Genomic DNA, 22,719 nt, shown 5'->3' with positions numbered 1-22,719 from the left:
TTAAAATTTGATATAGATGAGGTCTTCAATAGGGCGCGGGAGGCGATTCCTTTAAAGACTTAAAGGGTTCAAGATTGTTTCTATGAAGGTTGCCATCGCCATCCATGACACTTCGACACGAGTAATAAAGTGTCGGCCCGTCTTTTTGCTTTAGCTTAATGCCTATGTTTACATTGCATGTCTTCGCTGCGAGCTCGAATTCTGGGAGCCAATTAAACAGATTGACCCATCCGTTCGTGCTACCGGATAGCAATTTTTCTTCTCCAGTTTCAGGAGAAGCCCAGCAGTCGACATAATACACATCGTCTAGTTTCGTCACGACATGGCATCTTAGTGCCCGATCACTTAAGAAAGCTGAAGTTCTAATAGAGTTCGTGATTTCCATACCCCAAAATCGAAAAGGACCAACCAAGTCGCTTGGCCTTTGCAGTGAGTACGAAAAGGAAACGACACCACCATCCGAGAGGTCAGCAATTCCCCAAAACTCTAAAATATCGGTAATAGTATGTATCTGCTCATTTTCCTTTTCACTTGATTGAACGGGTTCGACTGAAAACACATGCGCAAACAATGATAATGCAATTACGCACGCCAGTTTACATTGCTTTAGGAGGCATCCGAAACTGCTGTTTCCATAATTCGTTACTGCACTTTCAATGATCATACTGTTGATCCGTGATATTGTGAGTTTTGGTTTTGCTTCAGTAAGAATACTAAAGGAAGCTGCAATAAATGGCGGCATGCTACGCACGTGTTTCCTGTCATTTTCGCGTGGCGACACAGCCTGGCTAGGTACTGGTCGAGGGACTCCCTCTCCCGGATATCGTCATCCGCCCCGAGGTCACAAAAGAAAGCAGCGCCAGCATCGCCAGTGACAATATCGTCGCTGAGGTCGCCATGAATCTCATCATGGCAGTCGCCACCGGCTGCCAGAATGGTTCCAGCACGCCGTGCTTCAATATCTTCGGTAGCTTTTGGCCCAGGCGAGAAAAACCTTACGGATCTGACGCGCACACCCTCGATACCTGGGACGCTGAATTTCCCGTGACCCAGCCTTGGATCAATGAAACCACCCCAAAGGCCAGTTGCATTTATCGGCTCGACTTGGCAGGGCAGGAAATTCAAAAGCTGCCCGCCGGTTCCGAGGACAGTCACCAGCCAGCCATTCGGGTTAGGGAACGCGAAAACCGTCCGCTCAAGTACCGTACCGTCAGCATCAATCACTGAACGTAGTGAGACTTCCAATTCATCACCGTAACATTCAGCCAGATCCGTTTCGTCGGAAGAAGCTAATAAAATCACATGCTCAGAATCAGATCTGCCGACTAGTACTCCCATTCCAATTTCTGCTGGGAAAGCCAGTCCTGCGCCCTCATATCCGAGTGTATTAGACGCATTTGCATATGCCTGTTGGCCAGCCAGACATATTAACACTATGCAAATTGAGAGATAGGCGCTCAAACGGTATTTTATCAATAAATTCAATTTTGTGCACTCCACTGGAGGTCACCACGGCAATCCCTGCCATGCATGCATAAATTGAAAAGTGAGTCAAAAGAAATCTCACTGATTGTCGAGGGATCTCCTCAACAACTGATCTAAAGCCCTAACAATTCCGAGTCTGTTCAGGAGCAAGTGGATCAGGCTTCGTCCTTGGCCAACGCCCGGTAGACGGTCATTCTCGAAACCCCCAGCTTTCGCGCGATCTGTGCCTTTGCAACGCCCTGACTTGCCAATCGTCGGATTTCCTCATCATCAACGGATTTCCGCCTCCCCTTGTAAACCCCCTTGCTCTTGGCAGCTTCAATCCCAGCACGTTGCCTGTCACGAATGAACTTGAGCTCCATGTCGGCGACCATGCCGAGAACCGTGATAACCATGCGACCCATGTCTCCGGCTGTGGTAACTTCGGGTTCCAGTACGCGGAGAGATGCGCCTTTGGCATCCAACTCATGGACCAGGTTCAGCACATCGCGGGTGGATCGGCCAAGGCGGTCGAGGCGATGAACAACCAGTTCGTCGCCTTCTCGCAGGAATTCCATCACCGTTGCCAGTTCGGAGCGATCATCACGAAACGAACCAGAAACTGTTTCCGAACGGATCACCTCACATCCTGCCGCCTTAAGTTTGGCTTTCTGGATATCCAGATCCTGACTTGACGAGCTGACGCGGGCATATCCAATCTTCGGCATGGCAAACCGTCACATTAGGGTAGTTTGGATCCTGATACTGTAACAATTGACGTTTAGCCACTCATTTGTGACATTTCACGTTGTAACATCAGCCTGTCTACTGCGGGTGTACCCATATGTTGCAACTGGACAGACTAATCTGACTTATCACGCAGTTCTCGGCCTGCGTGGAGCTGGGTTTGTTAGCAGTGTCGACACCACCATCTTCTTCTCAGAACACCATAGGCGGGATATTACTCCCGCCTAGATATCTATCACTTGCGTTTTGTGGGCTTCTTCCAATTAACCTTAAACGGCCGGTAGTTCTTAAACCTCTTATTGTCCGAGAAAAAACGTTTGAACACATTGTTGATCCGGTTTCCAAGTTTGACTTCGGTGCCCTCTCTCTGTGATTGCCATTTCTTAAGGCCAGAGACAATTTTGTTTCTGAGCTTGGCGCCGTCACGCACGCCGAAGATCGTCTGTTCCATCGGCACCTTTGCACAATACTCAAACAGCCGAAAATCATGGTGTTTGTTCAACTCCCGCGACGGGAACAGACAAGGTTCACCCGTTCCAAATTTACGGTAATCAACCTCTTTACCTAGGTAGGGTGGCTTAGTCATGTACCGTCCAAGTTTGCTGAAACTGCCTTCAAGAACGGTTGCCGTTTTGGAGAGTATCGGCAAGTCGGAGATGTTGCTCTTGAAGCCTTTAGCGTGATCCTTGAGCGCCTTGGGGTCACAAGTATCGTATCCCCAGCAGAGGACGTGAGCATGTAGAGAAAAGAACTTCCCTTTCTGATCTTTGGGATAGTTTTTCATCGCCTGAACTTCGAGAACGCCAAGGGCGCTCATAGACGTGTAGTTGCGGATTGCTGATTGAACCTTTTGCTTAAACTTAAATACCTGAAACGTGCCGCGTCTCTCGTTGACCATGTTGGCTTCATCAACGAAGGTTATCCAATACACCTTCAGAAGCGGATCTTTCTTGGCTCTGAGATGAAGGTGATGGAGTTGATCAATCGTCAATTCTCCAAACTTTTTCCGCAACTCAAGATCACTGGCTGGCATGTGATCTGCGTAGAGGCCGTTGCGGCCCAACAGCGCATCAAAGTCTGAAATATCAGTTTTTACAAACCTGCGCTTCTCGTAAGAACTGAAAACAGTTTCGCTGTACTTGTCGCAAGTTTCTCTGTGGATTTCTTTGCTGTGAGCCCGGTCATCGTCGAAGCGTGTAACATTATTTTTTAGGCTGAGTTTAGGGTGGGAAGTACTGATATCCTTTAGTGAACTCCCTAAATTAAAGCGTGTATCCCAATATTTAGACTGTTTCTTAGTATTACTCGTTGCCTTACAAGCATTGTCGCTTTTTTCCTTCTCCTGACGCTTCTTCTTCGTTGTTCGAGTGGGCTCAGATTTTGAGTTTCTTTTCTCAGGTCGCATCTTTGGATGCCCTCTTTGAATGGCAGCCACACCTGAGCCAGCGGTTACAAAGGCAACCGTTTGGTTCTGCGCTGAGGCTGGGCTGTTTGATTTGGTGGCAACCGACCAGAGGGAAGGACTTCGTCAATGCTCTGGTCGGCCTCTTGCCGACACGTCTACAAATCTGCTGTTTGCAAGCTTTACAATCTAAACGGATCAGGCGTTAGAAACGTACCTTAGTTCCAGAGCTAGATTTCCAATCTCTTGAAGTGGCGACACATTGGTCAGCCCTTTCTACATCCTGCCCAGTAAACTGGCGGCTTGATTGCGAGATGTAGTTTTGAAGATCGGCGATGGGATAACGGATAGCTTGACCAAATTTCTTCCATTTGGGCCCAGTCCCGTTTGATCGGCACTTTCTTAGCCACTGCACCGACATATTGAGATAGGATGCGGTTTGCTTCTCAGACAGAAACGCGGGTGCGAGTGCTCCCTTGGGTTTGATTTGGCAAACCTCTACCAACCCCTTTGCTTGGGTCATAGCTTTCTCCAGCAATGATTGCAGGCTTGTGCGGTCTTTTCCTTGAGACCTTCAGCCTTCCAACCAACAGTGCTCGATTTCGTATCTGGTATAATCAGAGTTTTTGTCGGTCCATGTTTGACTACAGCTACATAGAAGATGTTATGAAAATCTTACGTAAATTTTCGTTTCACACCCAACGCATCGATAACAACTTCGGCCAAAACTGATCGCAGCGTTTTATGCGGCGAGTTTTGCATACACGTAAGGCGCTAGTGTTCGATAGCTCGGGATGAAAGCACCAATGCTCGCCAGAAAACAAAAAAGCCAACTCTCACAGGAGAGTTGGCTCGCATAGTCAGTATTCCGTGGACAGCAAAACAGTCATATGCCTTGTTGTCTGCAGCGGGTCCGTCGAATCCGGGGATTCATCATCAAGGTCTTTGTTGTAGTAGTTGATTTCCCAATCCACGGTTCGATTGTTCACCTTGATTGAACCCACATCATGTTCGCCGCCAGATTCTACGCTTTTGTCGCCCGCATCCCCGGCAAGCTGTTTCATGATCGCGTCAACGGTGGCTCTTCCCAGAAGATGTATTCCCATCGAGATCATGACAATGCCACCTTCCCCAGTTTTTCGGAAATGATCGTTCAAAACTCGGTTCTTCTGAGTGGGGGACATATCTGCTGACAGTTTGACATGCGAAGAGATTTTGCTGTCCGTCATGGAAAGCTCCTGTGCTTTTGAGATTTTGATTGTTGTGATGAGGTACAGGCAGGCACGCCTGCGCATTTTTGGGCGCAGCCGTTCCAGTTTTCCGTGCTCTTTTGGAAGGTGCACGCGACAGTCGATTGCCGCTCTGTACATAGTCAGTGTACCAGAAACTCTTCGAATTGTCAAAAAGCATCAAAATAACAATGCCTTACGGTTTCATCAAAAGAGGGAGGTCACGCGTTCAATGAAACGGTTTTCTACACGTTTCTACGTCAATCTATGCCGCGTGGTTGCTAGGTGGTTGCTGTAGGCGTGAGAAATTCTCGCCTATTCTTGCTAACCCTTTGAAAAAAGTGGTGAGCCGTGCAGGATTCGAACCTGCGACCCACTGATTAAAAGTTCCTAGCGCTAGGGCCTAACCCACTTGAAATCAGGCAGTTTTTCGAGGCGACCGAGCCGCGTTACAAGGATGTCACAAGGACAACGCGGTGGAGAGCAGAACGAGCGTGAAACGGTTTAGAACGTTCGACAAGTTGGCTCTAGCCGTCATCTCGACGTTTCGACGGCAATCTTAAGTTCCTCCACCGTCCACCACGGGCGAGCGGCATGAACCATCCGATGACAGTTGGCGCAGAGCAGTGCCAGATCCGTCAGTTTCGTCGTATCGCCTGTAACCAATTCCGAAACCGGCTTCGTGTGGTGGCACTCAATGAAACCGTCTCCGCGCTCTCCATAGGTTTCGCGGAAGTCAAAACCGCAGGCTTCGCAGCAGAGGTGCCCGTTTTGTTTCAAGAATGACGCTTTCTTCCTTTTCACGAGGGCCGCATTGCGCTCGCGGTAACGATGCATACGGGTAAGCAACTGGCCTTCCTTAGCCTCAGTCACATCATCATCAGGCAATACCGGTGCATCATGCGCGGTTGCAGCCTGGGTCACGCCCAGAATGCCGGCCACAGCATTTTTCAATGCCTTCCGGTCGTCGGCGAACTCGGACCAAATGACCTCCTCTAACTTGTTGCCTCGACTGAGGCCCTTCGTATCGTGGTTCGGATCGTGAGAGCGGAAGTTCAGCAGCTTCATCGAAACGCCGTTTGCGTTCCGCAGCGTGTCCGAACCGGTTAAACCCAACGCCTTCGCGACCTGACTGATCTTCACTGTTAGTTCGAGGAGACCCTCACCTGTGGGCGAGAAGTAATCATCTGGGTTGTCCAGGTAATAGTCGAGAGCGACGAGTAGTTCATCGCGGGTCCAAGGAGGGTTGCGGTTCGTTTCAGCCATAGTCGTACGCTAAGTTACCCTTCCTAACTCAGCAAGTTACCGTTGTGCTCGAACCGCTGCCGTCTAGCCACTATCTTGATATTCGATGCCCGATCACGTCACACCCGAACGCCGGTCCTTCATCATGTCCCAAGTGAGGCAGAAGGACACCAAGCCTGAGCTCGCACTGCGTCGTGCGTTGCACAGGCTCGGGTACCGTTACACACTCCACCGGCGCGATCTTCCCGGACGACCAGACATCGTTTTTCCATCCCGACGCAAAGCGATATTTGTGCATGGCTGCTTCTGGCACGGCCACGGATGTCGTTGGGGCCAGTTACCCAAGTCTCGACCCGAGTACTGGGCTCCCAAGATCGAAATGAACAAAGAGCGCGACAAGCGGGTGTTAACCGACTTGCAGCAAACTGGCTGGGGAGCGATGGTCGTTTGGCAGTGTGAACTACGCGATCTCGACGCTGTTGTGTGCCGCGTCGAGGACTTCTTGAAACGCTAGGTTTCGCTGGTCAACGACTCGTCGCGCCGATATGTTGTTTGAAAACGGCGGGAGGCAGAGCATGGCACGACCGATTGGTGTCGATCTCTTTTCAGGTGCAGGCGGAATGAGCCTCGGCTTTGAGCAAGCCGGGTTTGATGTCGTCGCCGCTGTCGAGCTCGACCCAGTTCACGCCGCCGTCCACAAGTACAATTTCCCCGAATGCGCCATCATCCCAAAGTCGGTCACGGATGTGTCCGGCAAAGACATCCGAAAGGCCGCAGACATCAGGAACCGAAAGGTCGATGTCGTGTTCGGTGGCGCACCTTGCCAAGGCTTCTCGCTGATTGGTCAACGTGCACTCGACGATCCGCGCAACTCGCTTGTGAAGGACTTCGTGCGCATCGTGAAGGAATTGGACGCCACCTATTTCGTCTTTGAGAACGTGAAAGGTCTGACCGTCGGCAAGCATCGCAAGTTTTTGTTCGAGCTAATTGAGGAATTTGAGGCGCTCGGATACGACGTTCAAAAGGACTGGCGTGTCCTAAATGCTGCCGACTACGGCGTTCCGCAGGATCGGCAGCGTTTGATCCTGATGGGCGTCAAGCATGGTAGCAAGCTGCCTAGCTATCCGAAAGTGATATCAAGACGCCCAACCTGCGAGGATGCGCTCGGCGATCTGCCCGACGCGGAAGCCTTCGAACAGCTTCGAGTGACAGATGCGGTCCAGGGTGTGGCATTCGGTGAACCGAGCAGGTACGCGGCAGCCTTGCGAGGGCAAGGGAACGACGCTTGGGGCTACGGCCATCCGCGCAACTGGGACCAGGGGTCGCTGACGTCCAGCGCTCGGACAGAGCACACCGAAATCTCGCGGCGGAGGTTCCACGAAACTGAACAAGGTCGCGTTGAACCGATCTCGCGCTTCTTCAAACTGCCAGCGGACGGCGTGTCCAATACACTGAGAGCCGGGACCGATTCCGCTAGAGGCGCGTTCACGAGCCCGCGCCCGATCCATTATGCCTACGACCGCTGTGTGACCGTCCGCGAGATGGCGAGGCTACACGGTTTTCCCGACTGGTTCCGCTTCAACACAACGAAGTGGCACGGGGCACGGCAGATAGGAAACGCCGTACCACCACCACTTGCCCGCGCCGTTGCGAACTCGATCATCACAGCTTTGGGCAAACGCCGCACCCGCCCAGCGGAGGCACTCGACCTTGGCGATGTGGCGTTGCTGACGATGGGCAATACAGAGGCAGCAGCGCACTTTGGGGTAAAGAACCCAATCGGTCGTCGCGACAAGAAGAGCGGCGCGAAGAAGCGCAAGCAATCCGAGATCGAGGCCGCTGCCTAGATGCCTTTTACCGATGGTTTAAGTTGGTAGATAGCGTCACTCGCTAGCTTTAATTCTTGCAAGCTGTCGGCGTCTTCCCGTTTTACAGCTTCAAATTCGGTCAGATAGAACCCAATATCTTTAATCGCTCTCAGCCCTATTGGCACAACGGTAGACACCTCTGTTTCACCAAAAGCTGCCTGAACCTGATTTATAATTTGCTGTGGAATAATTGGGTCATTATAGTGCTTTGCTTCGCAAGTCACCAAAACCGGATAGTTGTCTTTTTCAGAGCCAGCTTTTCCTAGGAACAATGCGTCAATTTCAGTTTGGCGTAGTTTAATCCCCATTTGCAGGTGCGCAAGTTCGAGGAGCGGAAAAGCCGCTGCCACCGAAAAGTGAGTTTCTACAACGCGCAGATTGATTGCTGTTTGCACCAACCAAGTTTCGTCCACGCGGCCCAGCGATTTCGTGACAAGCGGTAAGCTAATGGACTGAACAAAGAACGTCTCGGCGTCTTCTCGAACCTTGAACGCGTCTGGAAAAGGCTCGGTTTGGCCTGGGCGGTAAGGGATGAACTCAAACACATCTCCGGTGCCGGTGCGCTGCACTGCGGTGTAGCCAAGAGCTGCGACTGACGCAGGCCAATTCTTTGAAGCGTTGGCACCTCGCATGAGGTCCTTCATAAAGTTCGCTGGATTTCGATCACTCAGTGAACGGCCCAGAAGCTTGTTACATTCACGAATAGCTTGAGCGACGTCTTCAAGACTCATTAGAGATTTGGTCAACCGCCCAGCATTCTTATCCCAGTGTTTCTGGAACAAGTGCTCTACGACTTCTGTTTTGTGCGATGCCATCGACCACCTCTAACTTCTTTTCAATGAGATACCCGGTAAGCGCAGACAATGGAAGCACGGCATCTATAATTGTCGACCAAACCAGCGTCGGATAGATGGTCGTGTCGGTGAAGATGCGGCGTATGCCCTGCAGAGCGCGTCAGAGACGCGCGATAGCAGCAGAGTAGGCATCAACATGGGGCAGCGTTTGCACTCACAACCGACGCGCCTGATGCGGTTCTGCGAGTAGTGGAAAACAGGTCTAAGTAGAAGATTCGAGTGGTAGAACCTTCCATGAACACAGCTTTTCAGGTATCTAGGAATCGGCGAGAAATCGAAAATGAAAGAGCGAGTAGATGCCTGAAAGATGGGTTGGAATTGTTGTGAGTGGCGACAAGGTGATCGCTGTCGATGCAGAAATCCCAGATGATGGTCCCATTGTTCTGCAAGCTGACCAGACGTTTCAACTTCAAGAAGGTGAAAAATCCGCTGCCTTGAATCATCTGTTCCATCAGCTTTCCGACTACTTTCGAGAAAACGAGATTTCTCGAGTTGTGGTGAAGGCGAGCGCGGTGGCCAAAGGTGGTGGCTTGTCACATCTTCATAGCGCGGAACTTCGAGGCGTCGTTATGGCAGCAGCTTCTGAGAGCTGTGTGGTAAGTGTTTTGCAAAAGGCTCAAGTCAGTAAGCGCTTCGGCAAACGAAAGGCCGATGAATACATATCTGATGGTGATTTTTGGGACGAAAATGTCGACGGCGTTAAAATGCGAATTGGTAGTCGCGAGGCGGCACTGATGCTGCTTTCGGATAGGAAGCTAAATTGACTGTGCCTAAAACAACGCTTGGAAAGCAGCTTGGTGCCGGTCACTTTGGAAAAGTCTACCTGGCAAACGACCCGGTGCACGGAGAAGTTGCTGTTAAGGTAATCGAACGAGACGCCAGCAAACCTTCTGCCAAATGGGATGAACAGAAAGATCGCTTTCTAAAAGAAGCGCAGAACCTCGCCAAGGCGACGCATCGAAACACAGTGCGGGTTTTCCACCTTGAGGAAGCCGATGGGGGCAATAGTGTAAGAATCTGCATGGAGTTGTGTCGGGGAGGATCGCTGCAAGGCGCTTATGAGGCAGGTCCGATGAATCTCTTGCAGGTTCGCGATATTGGATCGCAAGTGTTACTCGGCCTCGGCGCTTTGCACGCGAGGGCAATGCTCCACCGAGATTTGAAACCAGGAAACATCCTCGCGGATGAACATGGGAAAATCAAAATCGGCGACTTCGGTTTGGTCACGGATGACTTGATCCTCGGCTATGCTGATGTCGGAGGCTACATCTACGTTGACCATCTCGCCTATGAAGTCTGGCATGGGCGCGGCACCAGCGAAAAGAGCGATGTATGGGCGTTTGGTATGACGATGTTCCGTCTGCTTCACGGTCACGATTGGTACCAGTATGCACCGAAACCACGCGGGGAAATTGTCAACGGCGGTTTTGCGGACACTTTGGAATGGCTCCCTCACATCCCAAAGCGCTGGCGGCGTGTGATAAGAGAGATGTTGCGTGACGACACGTCGACACGGCTCCAAAATGTAAGTGCGGTTCAGGCAAAGTTTGCAAACCTGCCGGTCGCGCCGCTTTGGAACTGTAAGGTCGAGACAGACAAGGTAGTCTGGGAGCGTCGTGCAAAAGGTCGCCGGATCGTAGTTGATTGGTTGCGACACTCGGCAACTAGGCATGAATGGTCAGCGCGCAGCGAGCCGACGACAAGCGGTAGGACGCGAAAACTTGGTGGATCGGCTGGCGTTATTGGGCGCCGAATGGCAATCAAGCAGTTAGAGAACTTCTTCGCCAATAGCACCTAAGCGGTTTTTCGAAGGTTCTTAGGTAGCAGGTATCCGTTCTCGACATCTGCGGGTTTCAGCTCCCGCAAGTCAAACTTGCTTTTGGCGATGCTGCGGCGCTCCGCAGCACACGCTCCACAGTAGCTCTTTGCGGCGACAATACCCTCTTGTGGATGCCACACACGTCCGCAGTATCTGCACTTTGGTAAGCACAAAGCCTTCACAACTGTAACAGCATAATGGTTGGTCCTCCCGAATAATTGAGAACATACATCGAACATAGGCAAAACGCAATTTTTCGGAAAGGTGCCGCGACGAAGTGACTCGCAAATGAGTCCGAAGGGCAACTGCCGTTTCAATCCGATTGGCGCTTGTTTCGATGCCGATGGCATCCTGGCAAGCAGCACGGCGTTGAGGCGGGACGACGTAGCTTAAGGTATGTCGATGCCCAAAATCCCGAGTCGCCGGTCAGCGCCGCAAAAAATCCGGGTCGCTCGTCGAACTCAAGGCACGTCGAACGAGGCAGCTACCTCACGGCCACCAAGATCAGCGAGTTTCGCGCGGGAACAGTGTTTTTGGATTGTGGAGCGGGTGGCACAACGGCCACCCACGCTGGGTGTCAAAGTACCAACACCCACATCCATTCCATCGAGCTCGCGCACTGCATGTATCGGTAAGTCAGAAGTTGCTCACTTTCCGGGCAGTAGTACTCAAAACTTGCTTCGGTAAGTTCGATTGCGCCATCAGGCTCGGACAGAAATCGGAGAGCGCTTATGAAGTCATTTGCCATTGTGTGGGTCCTTTCCCTTTGCTGTACCCACACTTCAAAAACAACACGATTGTAAGTTCGCGCAAGAGCTAAGTTTCCATTAAATAACAGATACTTGAATTCTAGTTGTGCCGTTTAAACACTGAGTGCCTTTTTGCATGCTGGCTGATTCTGTGGCCTTACGCCCAACCACGTATTCGGTGAGCAACGGAGCTGAGTTGCGTTTCAAGGTGCGTGACGGATAGGTACGCCAGCGCGGTCGCGATGGCGCGGTCGGCGTGGTGTCCTTTGCCTCCGCCTTGCAGGACGAGGTTGCCAGCCGACGTGGACGCGAGTTCAAAGCTGGCGATCTCGTTGAGCAGGTCCTGCTTGCCTTCGAGATCGTGCGCGACGGTCAGTGCGCCGGTCTCGAGGCCCACGGCCATGTTCTCGAGCAGGATCGTTTTCGCGACGGTGACGTTCTTTCCCTTCTTCGACATGTTCGCGCCTGCGGTCATCACGACGGCGTGGTGCTCGATCCCGGCTTGGTCGAGCGTTGACGAGAACGGCGCGCCAAGGCCTGATGCGTCGATGGTCAGCGTCCAGTTCGGTATCTGCCCGAGGCGCTTTGCCAGGAAGTCGGCGAGGTCGGTGTAGGAGTAGAGTTGGATCGACTCTTGGAACACGATGGTGCAGCGGCGTTCGCCGAGCTCCTGCTCGAAACCGCGTCCCGAGAATTGCGGATAGCATTCGTCGCGGATGACGACGATGGCAGACGGGTCGTTGCGCCCAAGGTCCATGCCGACGTGATGCCGCACCCAACCAAGGACGGACGTGCCTGCGGCGGCGGGATCGGCATTCGACGGGAGCGACACGCGCCCGTCCTTGTGGAAGGTCAATTCAGGCATAGCGCGGACACCTCCTTGTTGCTCGTCTTCTCGAGAGTCTCCCAGGACAGGAGCGGCGATCCTGATCCGACAAACTCGCAAAGGTGCTCGCGGCGGAACGTCGTCTCAGACATCGTTGCGCGGTCGAACTCGACCTGCGCCCGACGCCTCGGAATGTCGATGGATCGCGCCGTGATGCGTCGCACCTGTTTTCCTGATGTCCAGGTCTCATAGAAATAGCCTTGGCGCAGGTTCGGCGTGGACAGGAGGAAAATGCGACCTGACTCCTTCCGCATCGGAAAGAACGCGGTAAGCGCGTCGTCGTCCAGGAAACATGCCTCGTCGGCTAGGATCGTGTCGGCAGTCATGCCGCGCGCCTGATCGGTCGCGGGCACGACAATGATCCGCCCGCCGTGTGACGGGTGGGCCTCGAGTTCGGTTTGCGTTTGGCGCACGATGGGCGGGCAGAATGGATCGGTGTTTTTGAATTCCAGGATGCGCCGGAATAACTCAGTTGATTGCCGCAGCGACGGCGCGGTCAGGATCACCGTTTTGCCAACAGAGAAGTCGTCATAGGCGAGGCAACCGCATGTCGTCGATTTGCCGGATTGCCGCCCGCACAGAGCCTGGACCATTCGGTCCTCCTCGTTGGTGCCAGGATCTGTGCGGAGCAGCTCCACCTGCCAAGGATCGGGTTCACCGATTGTCATCCGGAAACGTTGCACCGGGTCTAGGCTGACAGTCAGCCCCTGGAGGAAGGATAGGAGGTGTGGGTTATGGACGGTCATCGACAAGCACGGGCTCTTGGATCACGCCCAAAGCGTCCATCTCGTTCAGGAAGTCGTGTTTCGCCTCCGGGTGGCGTTCCAGGACTCGAATGATGATCTGGCGCAGTTGGATAAATTGCGGTGACTCGTTCAGGTTCAGATGGATGTCCATCTTCTTGTTCAGCTTGCCGTGGAGGTCAGCCAAGGCCATGAGGCTCTGCCGCAGCTCCTTCAGCGTGCCGAGCGCCAAGGTCTTGTCGTCGTCGCCTTTCGCGTCGGTCAGTAGCACCTTGAGTTCACGCAGGACCCACTTCAAGTCCTTGTCCGTGTCCTCGCCGAACTGATTGACCAGGTCTGCCTTCTCCTGCAGCTCGGCCATCTTCGCCTCGCCCATGGCGGTCGAGATGATGTGCAGGCGCTCGTCCTCGTCGACCGTCGCCATGTAGCGCCCGACTGTCGTGTCGGATACTTCAAGCCGCTTCGCCGCCGCGTGCATCGACAACCGCCCGAGGACAATATCGCGGACGATGGCGTCGCGCCGGCCTCGTGGAAGTTTGTCGAGCTTTGACTGTTGACCGCGCGCGCCCATCACTCGTCGGCAACGATCTCGAGCTTCCGGCCTTCTTTCTCGGCCAAGGCGCGGGCGTCGCGATACTTCGTGACGTCGCGAGCGTCGGTGCGGGAGATTTTGATCGAGTCAGAGGGTGAAGGCGGACGGTAATTGCCATCAGCGTCGAGGCGCTTCTGGTGTGCGGCTTCCGCGTTGTTGAGCAGCTTCTGAGCCGAAGCGACCAGGCTCTTGTGGTCGTCGTCAGCTTTCTGCTTCGCGATCTTGTCCAGGAGCTCGTTGTTCTTTTTCAGAACGCCGCCAATCTGTTCTTCGACCTTCTCGGTGATTTGGGGAATGATCACATCGGCGATCTTTGGAGCAAGCGCCGCAATCAGCGCCTCAGCTTGCTTGTCATTGTCTTCTGCCATGATTCTGGTCCTTGTGTTGGGAGCGAGTCAGCCCCGCTCCCAGGTCACACAAAGGAGCAGAATTCGAGCCTAACCCGGCACTCTGTAGAACAACGTTCGGCCCTATCCGCAGTTGGCTGCAAGCGCAGTTTGAGGTGGAGTAAGCGAGTATTCCCACGACTTCGGGTCTTGCTCGACTGTGCCTCTCTCGATCTCTTCTTTCAGCACAATGCGCGCGACGCTGTCGGACATGCCGTCTGCCGCGAGCATGAGGTCCTTGAACTTCATTGGACGCGCGTCGAGCAGGGAAAGTATGGTTTCGCGGATTTCTTCCTTTGCGCGGATTTTGTTCAGCGCTTTCTCTCTTTTCATCTGCACGACCTTCGCCTGCTGCTTGCGCGCGGCGGCGGCAAGAATCGGTTTGCGCTTCTCCTCGAACCAGAGTTTTCGCGCCGCCTCGATGTGGGTCAGGAGCTGCCGCTCGTCATATACAGCGAGCGCTTTTATTTCGCCTTCCAGGACTTTGATGACGCGCTTCCGCATGTCGTTGCCGTCAATACCCACGCTGTCGCAGAGTTCCGTCCTACGTTTCGCCCAAGGTCCGGTTTCGCGTGTGAGAAACAGGAGCGCATCCTGTCTGACGGTCCTGCCTTCTTCCTGCGTGCTCAACTGGGCGACACTACCGAACAGATCGAGGACTGCGCGACTGAGCACAGCCAGGATCAAGTCGATCTCGGGCTGGCGGCGGGATTCGTGACTACCAAAATCTGGATCGAGAATTGTCATGTCGCCGTTGGCAGTGTCGAGAACGGCAGCACGTTTTCATCTTCTTCGATCAAGTCACGCTCTGCGTCGAGCGCGCGGTTCACGTCCATCAGTTCTCCCTTCTTGAGATTCATCAGGAGCGTGTCGTGGCTGATTGCTCCGGCCTGCCATGCTTTGACCAAGGCTGTGAGAACAGCTGGGTCCATCTGGGCCGTCACGAAGTCGCGGTGCAGTTTGAACGAAACCTGATCGGCCGTGCCGGGCGCGGTCCATTCAGCCGCGAGGCGCAGGAGTTTGACGACTGCCGCTTCGACCATGTTTACGGATGAGGCGAGCAGTGAGAGCTCGGAGCGTGTGCGCAGTTTCGCCGTGTCGGTCGTCTCATTGCGGCCTTTGCCGTCATAGACCATGCGCGCGCCCAAGGTCGCCATTTGCGCCGTCAGATCGTCGAGCGCCGTCTTCTGGGCGGCGATACCGGCCCCGCTGAATTCCAGCATCCCCGCCTTCGCGTTCTCAGGTAACACCCAAAACGCACCGCTGCCGATTTGCGTCGGTTTGTTCTTCTCGTTGATCGCGCCTGCGATCCACGGCGTTGGTTGGGAGGTCAAATACAGCGACCAGTAGTAGTCCGCCGATACGCGCCAGTGGGCAAGATTGACGTTGACGAGATCGAGAAACGGCGGCTTCTCGACGTCCACTTTCAGGTTGTAGGGACTGACGACGACCGCCGGAATGTCAAACAGAGGAGAGCCGTTGACTGTCGGAATGATGTCTTCGCCGACCTGGACTTCTGTGGTGGTTCCAACCTGACGGTCGTGCTGAACGTGATAGCGGCGCACGGTGTAGGCCGGGTCCAGTGTCAGAACCAGGTGCTGCTCGACGCCCGTGTCTTCGAGGTCTGCGTTGAACTCGTGCAGGCGTAGGTAGGTCAGCTTCTGCCGACCATCGAGCAAGCTCTCAGTCCAATCGAGGATCGACTCGGCGTTGAAAGTCGAAATGAATGGCGCAGAGCCTGGTGCGCTTTGCTCCTTCGGGTAGTCGAGAACCATTGCATAGCGACCCAGGGACATCGTTTCGCGCAGGCAATCCTCGACGAGCACGTCCATTGAATTGCCTTCGAAGCTCGCCGCGTTGCGCATCGGTTCGAGGCGCGGTGGCAATTCCAGGACTGCCTCGTTGCGGGTGATCGCACCGACCATGCCGCGAAGCGTTCTCTCGGCGACCGCATAAAACGATCCGCCTGCCAGATACCGCGTGTACTGCGCTTGGGTCATGCCTTCCGGTTGCGGCAGATAGATTGTGCCTTGCTTCTTGAGGCGATCCTCACCTGCCACAACGTCCCTGATTTTGTCGTAGGCGGCGCGGTTCTCAGCATACGAGCGGTGCTGCATCTTGGTCATTTGAGATGGATTCCTCGTGCGATGATCTCCCAGGGAATGTCGAACCAGGAGTTGTTTGCGACGACGCGGAGGCGGACGCCGCTTTGGGTCCGGTCGGCGATCACGCCACTGAGTTCGACGCGCGGTTGGTCGTCGGGAGACCGGAAAGCGGCCTTGATCATGGTGTGCAGGTCGGTCGGTGAGACTGGCACGTCCAAGTGGAAGACGGTGTGAAGCTCTTCGCCGAGTAGGCGAGAACCGTGGGGAGTTGGTAGGATGCGGACAGATTTCACTTTCAGTTCCTTTGAGGCGTTGTCGGCGGGCCCATGTGATCAGGCGGAAAGGTATGCCTGGTGCGAGCGACCCGCCGACTGGGCCATGCACGCACATGCAGAACATAAGTGGAACATGCGGGTTGCTGTTACCGGAGTTTCAGGTCTTTTTGAGGAATTTTCGGACAGCATTGTCGGGCGTGTTGCGCATGCTGAAAGCAAACCGGACAGAGCTCGGCAGAGCTCATCGCTAAGGCGGTTTGTGCGGTTTTCGGGCACGACGGTGGGGCAGAGGTATTTGCGCGCCTGTACGCGTTGCTGAGGCGGCGGCGGGATATTTCGGAGATTGTGATCTTCTAAATCTGCCCGGGGCCGGAGGGCCGATGGTCAGAAAGAGGGTGGTCGAGGCGCAGCATCTTTGCTGCCTTGTAATTCGCGCAGTTTACAAGGCGATGCGCCCGCCAACCGGTTGATGAACCAGCGTGTTTTTGGCTAGCGCCAGGTATTGCTGATCACTTGAGCAGCATCGAACGCGTCAGAGGACGGATTTCTGCCGGGAGTGAGGCCTCGGAATGCTGCATGCTTACGCGTACGCGCGCGCGTGAATAATAATATGATGATGCAGAAACCGACCAGAAATACATCATCATAATATTATTTACGTGCGCACGCGCGCGAATATGGTGCAGCACCAATCCTGCCTCTGGATCCTGGCACCTATAACTGTTTTGTCGCCACCTGTGTTCGCCGCTCGGATACCGCCGTCCTGAAATGCTAAACGCACACCATCGTTGCAATGCAACGACAGTGACAACGGAGACCGCGCCAATGCCATTCGACATGATCCCGAACCTCGTCCTGACCACCGCCCAAACGAAACACGCCGCAGGCGCTACTCAAAGCGAACTGCGACGCTGGCTGACTACGCGCACGACACGCGACGTCCGCAACGCGATACTCACCAACCTGTATGGATCGGTCTACACGGCGTAGTAGGCGCTTATCTGCTGACGACGTTCCTCGCGCAGCTCCGCCCAGAAACCCTCTTCCCAGCCTTTCGATTCTCGCTTGGTCGGCTCGCGACCTTCGACCTCGATCACCGTCTCCTCGGTGACGAGATAGGCGCGGTAGTCTCGATTCCAGGACTTCACCTGGCGCACTTTGTAGTGCTTGCGGTATAGCGGGATATTGTAGTTCTTGGGATCTGCCCACGGACCGCTCCACTGCTTGTCGACCACCTCCTCCTGTTGCCACACGTCGTCGGGTGGCAATGTAGACTCGACGGTTGACCAATCTGCTGGGATCAATTCGCGCAGTTCATCGACGACGCTCTGAGGCGCTGGGTCATACGAGTGACCGCACTTCGGATTCTGCCAGTCGATCACTTCTGGATCATGCCAGTGAACGGACGCGACTTTGGTCAGGAGTTCGTCGTTGATCGGTTCACCGTCTTCGTGTCGCTGCTTCAGGAGGTTCAGTAACTTCTCATCTGATGATGCCCAGGCGCGAGCATATCTGGACAAGAGAGACGTTTCATTCGCCGCCTCGATCAATTGCGCGTACCAATCCTGGACACCGGCAACAATGTCAGCCTCGATCTTCTTCGCGCGACCAGCATACCATCCTTGCAGTTTCGCCTTGTCGATTTGCAGTGTCTCGGACCACCACGGGACGGCCGCAATTTCCATCATCCAGGCACGCAAATCCTCGCCTGGAGATTCAGGCATGTACTGGGATGGGTCGGAACATTGCTCGAACAGGAGATACTCGAGGTCGCCGACCAATTCATCGGGTGCCGGTTTACCGTTGAGCGCCTTGTTCCATGAGCCTTGTGCGCGTTGGTCGACCACGGGATCGTCTTCTGGGTCAACAAGCGCAATGATGTGCTTCTCGCGACGATTGAACTTCAGGAGCTCGTCCTTGTGCTCAAACCGCGTCTCGTGATGTCTGGTCGCTCGCATCACTGACTCTCCTCCAACCACGCAACCACGTCATCGCGTAGGTACCGGACTATCCGGCAATTTGGCTGAGAGTATGACGGACCGAATCCGTCTTTGCGCCACCGGAGCATCGTTTCGTCCGAGACGCCGAGGAAAGCAGCGGCTTCTGCGCTTGTCATTACTAGTGGTGGGTTTGAGCGGATCGGGTCCGCGCGGAGTGCGTCGAGTTGCGACGCGAGGTCGTCGAGGGTCATGTTTCTGTTCCTTGTGTGGAACCCACATGACCGCCGCGTCTCCTGCTCCTGGGCGCAATGCCCGCTCACGCGTCGGCCTCACGTCTGGTCAGGTCACTACACCCAAGCGTGGAGGCTTATCAGTTTGATTTAGGCACTGTCTCGGCGCAATTCAACAACGGATGAAGGTGCCATTCCCAACCGCGAATTGATCGCCGCCGCAATCGCATTTGCCGCCGACTTCTGCTCGTCCATGGTCGGTTCGCCGTAGTGGCCGAGCATTCGAAGATCGTTGTCAGTCATCGTTTGCTGAGCAAGCCACCTGTGAACATGTCGCGGCGCGACTTCGCGCGCGGCGGTCATCCAGAAGTGGCGCAGGTCGCCAGGTTTCGTCAGACTCAGAGCATCCATCTGCCCGAGGTGCCCGCGGCGATCACCGACTATACGGCGAGACGGAAACACCCAATCGCAATCGTCGTATCTGATCTTGGACAGGCGTCTAAACAGCCTGACCGCGTCATCCGAAATTGCGATCTCCCGGTCATAAGTGTGCTTGCTGCGCCGGAATGTGATCGCGCCTGTTTCGAGATCAACCTGATTCCAAGTCAGTGTGCGGAATGTCTCCTGCCGGAAGCCCGTGTACCAGGTCAGCATCCACCAAAGGCGAATGTGCTCATTGCCGATCTGCTCGATTTCGGCCCAGCGATCCGTCCACGGAACCGACATATCCAGTTTGCCAGTCTCGACACGGCTCCTGATCGTTGTGTTGTCCAGCAGCGACGGAATCGGCAAGGCGAGCGCGCAGAGGCGATTGATGAACCGGACGACCGCGCCCGCAACAACAGACGCTGTTCTTGCACCGTGCGGGCGCGTCAGCTGAAGCGTGTTCAGATATTGATTGATCTCGAGGATCGGCAATTCGTCCACGTATGTGTCGGTCCAGCGCTTGAAATGCAGGTTGAACGAGTTGCGATAATCCTGCGCCGTCTTCTCGACCATCGGTGCCTTGCCAGATGCACGCTCACTCGTGCGGTGCTCAATGTACTGATCAAGCGCCTCCGCGAAGGTCGGGATGCCGAGTCGATTCTTTTCAGCTTGTCGTTCCTTGCGCGTGTGGACATTGCCTTCCTGAATATCGAGCAGCGCTGCGCCCATTTGCTTCTTCGCCCAGGCGCAGTGTGTGCCTTTGCTTGCCCATTGGCCAAGCCTAACAGCCCGTGTCTTTTGCGCGCCTGGATCCCACTTGCTGACCCACCAAGTTTTGACGCCACCTTTGGTGACGCAGAGGCGCAGACCTTTGACGGTCGGGTCTGTGAACCACGTGGTCTTATCCGCCGACAACTTGCCAAGTGTCGAATCCTTGAACTTGATCTGTGGCATCGTTCACGCCTCCTTCTTTGAGGCGAGTTCGCGGAGAGCGGCGCGAAACCTGTTTTCCAACTCACCGCCTTTGCACGAAATCAGACAAGACCAACCTGCGATGCCGCCTGCGGCAACCAGTGCACCATGCTTTTCGGCGATACCTTCAAGCAAGTTGTTGTAGGCGTCACGCGGCATACTCAGCCGCATGTTGATGAGCTTCAATTCGAGGCTCTGTTGGTCTTCGTCGATACCGAAGTCTTCGAATCCGTGCTTGTCTTTAGCCATAGTCGTGATCCTTGTAATGACCGTTTCGTTACAAGGTTCATGTTATGTTCTAACCACACTCAAACCCAACCACAGTTTCAGGAAGCACCTCAAACTATTGAGGAAACTTGTTTGAAACTCGGTATTTGATCGGTGTTTCAGTGGTGAGCCGTGCAGGATTCGAACCTGCGACCCACTGATTAAAAGTCAGTTGCTCTACCAACTGAGCTAACGGCCCACTCTTTTTGATGGATCTGCGCGATCCGTAGCACTCAGTAAGGTATTTCCCCGACCGGGTTCAAGACCTTAACTTGCACCTCGTTTCGCCAGCATTCAACAGGATACCAGCGCCCCGATAGGCGGCCTAATTAGGCAGGTGGCGCGGGGGGGTCAAGCCCTTTTTTCAGGAATCTGCGCGGCGGGGTGGATTCATTTCAGACCCGGCGTTATATGCCCGCCATGCAACGCTCAATCGATACCGGTTTGCCCTTTATGAAGATGCACGGGCTAGGCAATGACTTCGTCATTGTCGACGCGCGGGCCCAGTCTGTGCCGATCACCCCGGCTCTGGCAAAGGGAATCGGGCACCGGCAGTTCGGAGTAGGGTTCGATCAGCTCGCCGTGATCGAAACCGGCGAGGCTGATGCGCATCTGGTGTTCTATAATGCCGACGGTTCGAGCTCGGCCGCTTGCGGCAATGCCACGCGGTGCATCGCGCGGTTCCTGATGGACGAGACCGGGGCATCCGACCTGACACTCACCACCGAACGCGGCACCCTGCACGCCCGGGATGCGGGCGATGGGCTGACCTCGGTCAACATGGGCCAGCCGCAGACCCATTGGCGCGACATCCCGCTGGCCGAAGATGTGGATACGCTGGAGCTGCCGATTGAGGGCGGCCCCACGGCCACCGGCATGGGCAACCCGCACTGCACGTTTTTCGTCGAGGACGCCGAGGCCATCCCACTGGCCGAATTCGGATCGCGGTACGAATATCATCCGCTCTACCCCGAGCGCACCAATGTGCAGGTGGCGCAGGCGATCGGGCCCGACCACATCCGTATGCGCGTGTGGGAACGCGGCGTTGGAATCACGCTGGCCTCGGGCTCGTCCTCCTGCGCGACCGCCGTGGCCGCCGCACGGCGCGGGCTGACCGGGCGCAAGGTGCGGATTGATCTGGATGGCGGCACAATCCGGATCGACTGGCGTGAGGATGGCGTCTGGATGACCGGACCCACGGCGCATGTCTTTTCGGGCACGCTGACGCCGGACTTTCTGAGGGCGCTTGGATGAATCCGCCCAAATTCACCACTTTGGGCTGCCGTCTGAACGCCTATGAGACCGAGGCGATGAAGGAACTGTCGCAGCAGGCCGGTCTGGGCAATGCCGTGGTGATCAACACCTGCGCCGTCACCGCCGAGGCCGTGCGCAAGGCCCGGCAGGAGATTCGCAAGCTAAGGCGCGACAACCCCGATGCGCGCCTGATCGTGACCGGTTGTGCCGCTCAAACCGAACCCGAAACCTTCGCCCGGATGGACGAGGTCGACGCGGTGATCGGCAACACCGAAAAAATGCGCCCGGAAACCTGGCAGGGCATGGCCGCCGATTTCATCGGCCAGACCGAGGCGGTGCAGGTCGACGACATCATGTCCGTCACCGAAACCGCAGGCCACCTGATCGATGGCTTCGGCACGCGGTCGCGTGCGTATGTGCAGGTCCAGAATGGCTGCGACCACCGCTGTACCTTCTGCATCATCCCCTATGGCCGCGGCAACTCGCGCAGCGTGCCTGCGGGGGTGGTGGTGGATCAGATCAAACGGCTGGTGGACCGGGGCTATAACGAGGTCGTGCTGACCGGGGTCGATCTGACCTCATGGGGGGCAGACCTGCCCGCGCAGCCCAAACTGGGCGATCTGGTGATGCGCATCCTCAGGCTGGTGCCTGACCTCCCGCGCCTGCGGATCAGTTCCATCGACTCGATCGAAGTAGATGAGAACCTGATGCAGGCCATCGCGACCGAGCCGCTCCTGATGCCGCATTTGCACCTGTCGCTGCAACATGGCGATGACCTGATCCTCAAACGCATGAAACGCCGCCACCTGCGCGACGACGCCATCCGCTTTACCGAAGAGGCCCGCAAGCTGCGCCCCGACATGACCTTCGGTGCCGACATCATCGCAGGCTTCCCGACCGAGACCGAGGCGCATTTCGAGAACTCGCTGAAGCTCGTCACCGATTGCAACCTGACCTGGCTGCACGTCTTCCCCTACTCCAAACGCGAAGGCACACCCGCCGCCCGCATCCCGCAGCAGATCAACGGCACCATCATCAAAGCCCGCGCCGCTCGCCTGCGCGCAGCCGGCGACAAGCAGATCGCCAAACACCTCGCAGCCCAGACGGGAAAGACCCATCACATACTGATGGAAAACCCCCATATGGGCCGCACCGAACAATTCGCCGAGGTCACATTCACCACCCCCCAACCCGAAGGCCAAATCGTCCACGCCCCGATCACCGGACACACAGCAACCCAACTGCTGGCCTGATCCACCCTTCATC

The 22,719-nt window shown here is 55.3% G+C and carries 26 protein-coding genes and 1 tRNA gene; 7 read left to right on the top strand and 20 right to left on the bottom strand.

Annotated elements, in window-relative coordinates:
- Positions 1-25: 25 nt before the first annotated feature.
- The 7 genes from ACR1XV_RS08005 to ACR1XV_RS07975 all read right to left on the bottom strand — a co-directional run bounded on the left by ACR1XV_RS08005 (position 26) and on the right by ACR1XV_RS07975 (position 6,108).
- Positions 26-664 (bottom strand): hypothetical protein, encoded by a 639-nt coding sequence (locus tag ACR1XV_RS08005; RefSeq protein ID WP_480530055.1) that lies wholly within the window; start codon positions 662-664, stop codon positions 26-28.
- Positions 661-1,338, bottom strand: coding sequence for a hypothetical protein (locus tag ACR1XV_RS08000; protein WP_480530053.1), 678 nt, complete (start codon positions 1,336-1,338; stop codon positions 661-663). Before ACR1XV_RS08000 ends, ACR1XV_RS08005 begins: the two co-directional genes overlap by 4 nt.
- Before the next feature lie 302 nt (positions 1,339-1,640).
- Positions 1,641-2,192 (bottom strand): recombinase family protein, encoded by a 552-nt coding sequence (locus ACR1XV_RS07995; RefSeq protein ID WP_480530051.1) that lies wholly within the window; start codon positions 2,190-2,192, stop codon positions 1,641-1,643.
- Positions 2,193-2,446: 254 nt separating this feature from the next.
- Positions 2,447-3,616 (bottom strand): hypothetical protein, encoded by a 1,170-nt coding sequence (locus ACR1XV_RS07990; protein WP_480530049.1) that lies wholly within the window; start codon positions 3,614-3,616, stop codon positions 2,447-2,449.
- Between the two features lie 202 nt (positions 3,617-3,818).
- Positions 3,819-4,136, bottom strand: coding sequence for a helix-turn-helix transcriptional regulator (locus tag ACR1XV_RS07985; RefSeq protein WP_480530047.1), 318 nt, complete (start codon positions 4,134-4,136; stop codon positions 3,819-3,821).
- Between the two features lie 337 nt (positions 4,137-4,473).
- Positions 4,474-4,842, bottom strand: a complete 369-nt coding sequence (locus ACR1XV_RS07980; RefSeq protein ID WP_480530045.1) for a DUF3768 domain-containing protein — start codon at positions 4,840-4,842, stop codon at positions 4,474-4,476.
- A 534-nt stretch (positions 4,843-5,376) separates the two neighbouring features.
- The gene (locus tag ACR1XV_RS07975; protein ID WP_480530043.1) at positions 5,377-6,108 is read right to left on the bottom strand and encodes an HNH endonuclease; all 732 of its coding nucleotides are present in this window, start codon (positions 6,106-6,108) and stop codon (positions 5,377-5,379) included.
- 85 nt (positions 6,109-6,193) lie between these two features.
- Between ACR1XV_RS07975 and ACR1XV_RS07970 the strand changes: the two genes are divergently transcribed.
- Complete coding sequence (locus ACR1XV_RS07970) at positions 6,194-6,601, top strand: very short patch repair endonuclease (RefSeq protein WP_480530041.1); 408 nt, start codon at positions 6,194-6,196, stop codon at positions 6,599-6,601.
- A gap of 61 nt (positions 6,602-6,662) precedes the next feature.
- Positions 6,663-7,934 carry a DNA cytosine methyltransferase gene (locus ACR1XV_RS07965; protein ID WP_480530039.1) on the top strand — a complete coding sequence of 424 codons (1,272 nt, stop codon included), beginning with the start codon at positions 6,663-6,665 and terminating at the stop codon, positions 7,932-7,934.
- On the opposite strand, the gene ACR1XV_RS07960 is transcribed toward ACR1XV_RS07965, so the two are convergent.
- Positions 7,931-8,770, bottom strand: a complete 840-nt coding sequence (locus tag ACR1XV_RS07960; protein ID WP_480530038.1) for a hypothetical protein — start codon at positions 8,768-8,770, stop codon at positions 7,931-7,933. The two genes, ACR1XV_RS07965 and ACR1XV_RS07960, sit on opposite strands and share 4 nt — an antisense overlap.
- A gap of 335 nt (positions 8,771-9,105) precedes the next feature.
- On the opposite strand from ACR1XV_RS07960, the gene ACR1XV_RS07955 reads away from it, so the two are divergent.
- Positions 9,106-9,573 (top strand): hypothetical protein, encoded by a 468-nt coding sequence (locus tag ACR1XV_RS07955; RefSeq protein ID WP_480530036.1) that lies wholly within the window; start codon positions 9,106-9,108, stop codon positions 9,571-9,573.
- Between the two features lie 2 nt (positions 9,574-9,575).
- A complete protein-coding gene (locus ACR1XV_RS07950) occupies positions 9,576-10,607 on the top strand; it encodes a serine/threonine-protein kinase (RefSeq protein WP_480530680.1) in 1,032 nt (343 codons plus the stop codon).
- A gap of 927 nt (positions 10,608-11,534) precedes the next feature.
- Here ACR1XV_RS07950 and ACR1XV_RS07945 read toward each other — a convergent pair.
- From ACR1XV_RS07945 to ACR1XV_RS07915, 7 genes are all read right to left on the bottom strand, one after another.
- Positions 11,535-12,242, bottom strand: coding sequence for a hypothetical protein (locus ACR1XV_RS07945; protein ID WP_480530034.1), 708 nt, complete (start codon positions 12,240-12,242; stop codon positions 11,535-11,537).
- Positions 12,230-12,856 (bottom strand): terminase large subunit domain-containing protein, encoded by a 627-nt coding sequence (locus ACR1XV_RS07940; protein WP_480530032.1) that lies wholly within the window; start codon positions 12,854-12,856, stop codon positions 12,230-12,232. The genes ACR1XV_RS07945 and ACR1XV_RS07940 overlap by 13 nt, the downstream gene beginning before the upstream one ends.
- Before the next feature lie 139 nt (positions 12,857-12,995).
- Positions 12,996-13,577, bottom strand: coding sequence for a hypothetical protein (locus ACR1XV_RS07935; RefSeq protein WP_480530030.1), 582 nt, complete (start codon positions 13,575-13,577; stop codon positions 12,996-12,998).
- Positions 13,577-13,966, bottom strand: a complete 390-nt coding sequence (locus ACR1XV_RS07930; protein WP_480530028.1) for a hypothetical protein — start codon at positions 13,964-13,966, stop codon at positions 13,577-13,579. The genes ACR1XV_RS07935 and ACR1XV_RS07930 overlap by 1 nt, the downstream gene beginning before the upstream one ends.
- Positions 13,967-14,068: 102 nt before the next feature.
- Positions 14,069-14,731 (bottom strand): hypothetical protein, encoded by a 663-nt coding sequence (locus ACR1XV_RS07925; protein ID WP_480530027.1) that lies wholly within the window; start codon positions 14,729-14,731, stop codon positions 14,069-14,071.
- The gene (locus ACR1XV_RS07920) at positions 14,728-16,110 is read right to left on the bottom strand and encodes a DUF4055 domain-containing protein (RefSeq protein ID WP_480530025.1); all 1,383 of its coding nucleotides are present in this window, start codon (positions 16,108-16,110) and stop codon (positions 14,728-14,730) included. The genes ACR1XV_RS07925 and ACR1XV_RS07920 overlap by 4 nt, the downstream gene beginning before the upstream one ends.
- Positions 16,107-16,382, bottom strand: a complete 276-nt coding sequence (locus ACR1XV_RS07915) for a hypothetical protein (RefSeq protein ID WP_480530023.1) — start codon at positions 16,380-16,382, stop codon at positions 16,107-16,109. Before ACR1XV_RS07915 ends, ACR1XV_RS07920 begins: the two co-directional genes overlap by 4 nt.
- Before the next feature lie 807 nt (positions 16,383-17,189).
- Between ACR1XV_RS07915 and ACR1XV_RS07910 the strand changes: the two genes are divergently transcribed.
- On the top strand, positions 17,190-17,354 hold the full coding sequence (locus ACR1XV_RS07910; protein ID WP_480530021.1) for a hypothetical protein: 165 nt from the start codon (positions 17,190-17,192) through the stop codon (positions 17,352-17,354).
- Here ACR1XV_RS07910 and ACR1XV_RS07905 read toward each other — a convergent pair.
- From ACR1XV_RS07905 to ACR1XV_RS07885, 5 genes are all read right to left on the bottom strand, one after another.
- Complete coding sequence (locus ACR1XV_RS07905; RefSeq protein WP_480530019.1) at positions 17,342-18,322, bottom strand: hypothetical protein; 981 nt, start codon at positions 18,320-18,322, stop codon at positions 17,342-17,344. The two genes, ACR1XV_RS07910 and ACR1XV_RS07905, sit on opposite strands and share 13 nt — an antisense overlap.
- Positions 18,322-18,480: a helix-turn-helix domain-containing protein gene (locus ACR1XV_RS07900; RefSeq protein WP_480530678.1), complete on the bottom strand. Its 159-nt coding sequence runs from the start codon at positions 18,478-18,480 to the stop codon at positions 18,322-18,324. Before ACR1XV_RS07900 ends, ACR1XV_RS07905 begins: the two co-directional genes overlap by 1 nt.
- A gap of 204 nt (positions 18,481-18,684) precedes the next feature.
- Positions 18,685-19,914 carry a tyrosine-type recombinase/integrase gene (locus tag ACR1XV_RS07895; RefSeq protein WP_480530017.1) on the bottom strand — a complete coding sequence of 410 codons (1,230 nt, stop codon included), beginning with the start codon at positions 19,912-19,914 and terminating at the stop codon, positions 18,685-18,687.
- A 3-nt stretch (positions 19,915-19,917) separates the two neighbouring features.
- A complete protein-coding gene (locus ACR1XV_RS07890; protein WP_480530015.1) occupies positions 19,918-20,181 on the bottom strand; it encodes a hypothetical protein in 264 nt (87 codons plus the stop codon).
- A gap of 141 nt (positions 20,182-20,322) precedes the next feature.
- A tRNA-Lys gene (locus tag ACR1XV_RS07885) sits at positions 20,323-20,398 on the bottom strand.
- A 212-nt stretch (positions 20,399-20,610) separates the two neighbouring features.
- Between ACR1XV_RS07885 and dapF the strand changes: the two genes are divergently transcribed.
- Both dapF and mtaB read left to right on the top strand, forming a co-directional pair.
- Positions 20,611-21,453 carry a diaminopimelate epimerase gene (gene dapF / locus ACR1XV_RS07880; RefSeq protein ID WP_480530676.1) on the top strand — a complete coding sequence of 281 codons (843 nt, stop codon included), beginning with the start codon at positions 20,611-20,613 and terminating at the stop codon, positions 21,451-21,453.
- A complete protein-coding gene (gene mtaB, locus ACR1XV_RS07875) occupies positions 21,450-22,706 on the top strand; it encodes a tRNA (N(6)-L-threonylcarbamoyladenosine(37)-C(2))-methylthiotransferase MtaB (protein WP_480530013.1) in 1,257 nt (418 codons plus the stop codon). The genes dapF and mtaB overlap by 4 nt, the downstream gene beginning before the upstream one ends.
- The last annotated feature ends 13 nt before the right edge of the window (positions 22,707-22,719 follow it).

The sequence above is a fragment of the Ruegeria sp. AD2(2025) genome, from assembly GCF_056542385.1.
The sequence above is the reverse complement of the archived record's forward strand: the minus strand, read 5'-3'. Positions and strand labels throughout refer to the sequence as shown.

Bases quoted from the DNA above. Each gene is read 5' to 3' on its own strand.
- ACR1XV_RS07995 (WP_480530051.1), bottom strand. From the start codon at position 2,192: ATGCCGAAGATTGGATATGCCCGCGTCAGCTCGTCAAGTCAGGATCTG.
- ACR1XV_RS07985 (WP_480530047.1), bottom strand. From the start codon at position 4,136: ATGACCCAAGCAAAGGGGTTGGTAGAGGTTTGCCAAATCAAACCCAAG.
- ACR1XV_RS08005 (WP_480530055.1), bottom strand. From the start codon at position 664: ATGATCATTGAAAGTGCAGTAACGAATTATGGAAACAGCAGTTTCGGA.
- ACR1XV_RS07970 (WP_480530041.1), top strand. From the start codon at position 6,194: ATGCCCGATCACGTCACACCCGAACGCCGGTCCTTCATCATGTCCCAA.
- ACR1XV_RS07920 (WP_480530025.1), bottom strand. From the start codon at position 16,110: ATGACCAAGATGCAGCACCGCTCGTATGCTGAGAACCGCGCCGCCTAC.
- ACR1XV_RS07900 (WP_480530678.1), bottom strand. From the start codon at position 18,480: ATGACAAGCGCAGAAGCCGCTGCTTTCCTCGGCGTCTCGGACGAAACG.
- ACR1XV_RS07895 (WP_480530017.1), bottom strand. From the start codon at position 19,914: ATGCCACAGATCAAGTTCAAGGATTCGACACTTGGCAAGTTGTCGGCG.
- ACR1XV_RS07925 (WP_480530027.1), bottom strand. From the start codon at position 14,731: ATGACAATTCTCGATCCAGATTTTGGTAGTCACGAATCCCGCCGCCAG.
- ACR1XV_RS07935 (WP_480530030.1), bottom strand. From the start codon at position 13,577: ATGGGCGCGCGCGGTCAACAGTCAAAGCTCGACAAACTTCCACGAGGC.
- ACR1XV_RS07980 (WP_480530045.1), bottom strand. From the start codon at position 4,842: ATGACGGACAGCAAAATCTCTTCGCATGTCAAACTGTCAGCAGATATG.
- ACR1XV_RS07930 (WP_480530028.1), bottom strand. From the start codon at position 13,966: ATGGCAGAAGACAATGACAAGCAAGCTGAGGCGCTGATTGCGGCGCTT.
- ACR1XV_RS07960 (WP_480530038.1), bottom strand. From the start codon at position 8,770: ATGGCATCGCACAAAACAGAAGTCGTAGAGCACTTGTTCCAGAAACAC.
- ACR1XV_RS07955 (WP_480530036.1), top strand. From the start codon at position 9,106: ATGCCTGAAAGATGGGTTGGAATTGTTGTGAGTGGCGACAAGGTGATC.
- ACR1XV_RS07940 (WP_480530032.1), bottom strand. From the start codon at position 12,856: ATGGTCCAGGCTCTGTGCGGGCGGCAATCCGGCAAATCGACGACATGC.
- ACR1XV_RS07965 (WP_480530039.1), top strand. From the start codon at position 6,663: ATGGCACGACCGATTGGTGTCGATCTCTTTTCAGGTGCAGGCGGAATG.
- ACR1XV_RS08000 (WP_480530053.1), bottom strand. From the start codon at position 1,338: ATGGGAGTACTAGTCGGCAGATCTGATTCTGAGCATGTGATTTTATTA.
- ACR1XV_RS07890 (WP_480530015.1), bottom strand. From the start codon at position 20,181: ATGGCTAAAGACAAGCACGGATTCGAAGACTTCGGTATCGACGAAGAC.
- ACR1XV_RS07990 (WP_480530049.1), bottom strand. From the start codon at position 3,616: ATGCGACCTGAGAAAAGAAACTCAAAATCTGAGCCCACTCGAACAACG.
- ACR1XV_RS07905 (WP_480530019.1), bottom strand. From the start codon at position 18,322: ATGCGAGCGACCAGACATCACGAGACGCGGTTTGAGCACAAGGACGAG.
- ACR1XV_RS07975 (WP_480530043.1), bottom strand. From the start codon at position 6,108: ATGGCTGAAACGAACCGCAACCCTCCTTGGACCCGCGATGAACTACTC.
- ACR1XV_RS07945 (WP_480530034.1), bottom strand. From the start codon at position 12,242: ATGCCTGAATTGACCTTCCACAAGGACGGGCGCGTGTCGCTCCCGTCG.
- mtaB (WP_480530013.1), top strand. From the start codon at position 21,450: ATGAATCCGCCCAAATTCACCACTTTGGGCTGCCGTCTGAACGCCTAT.
- ACR1XV_RS07910 (WP_480530021.1), top strand. From the start codon at position 17,190: ATGCCATTCGACATGATCCCGAACCTCGTCCTGACCACCGCCCAAACG.
- dapF (WP_480530676.1), top strand. From the start codon at position 20,611: ATGCCCGCCATGCAACGCTCAATCGATACCGGTTTGCCCTTTATGAAG.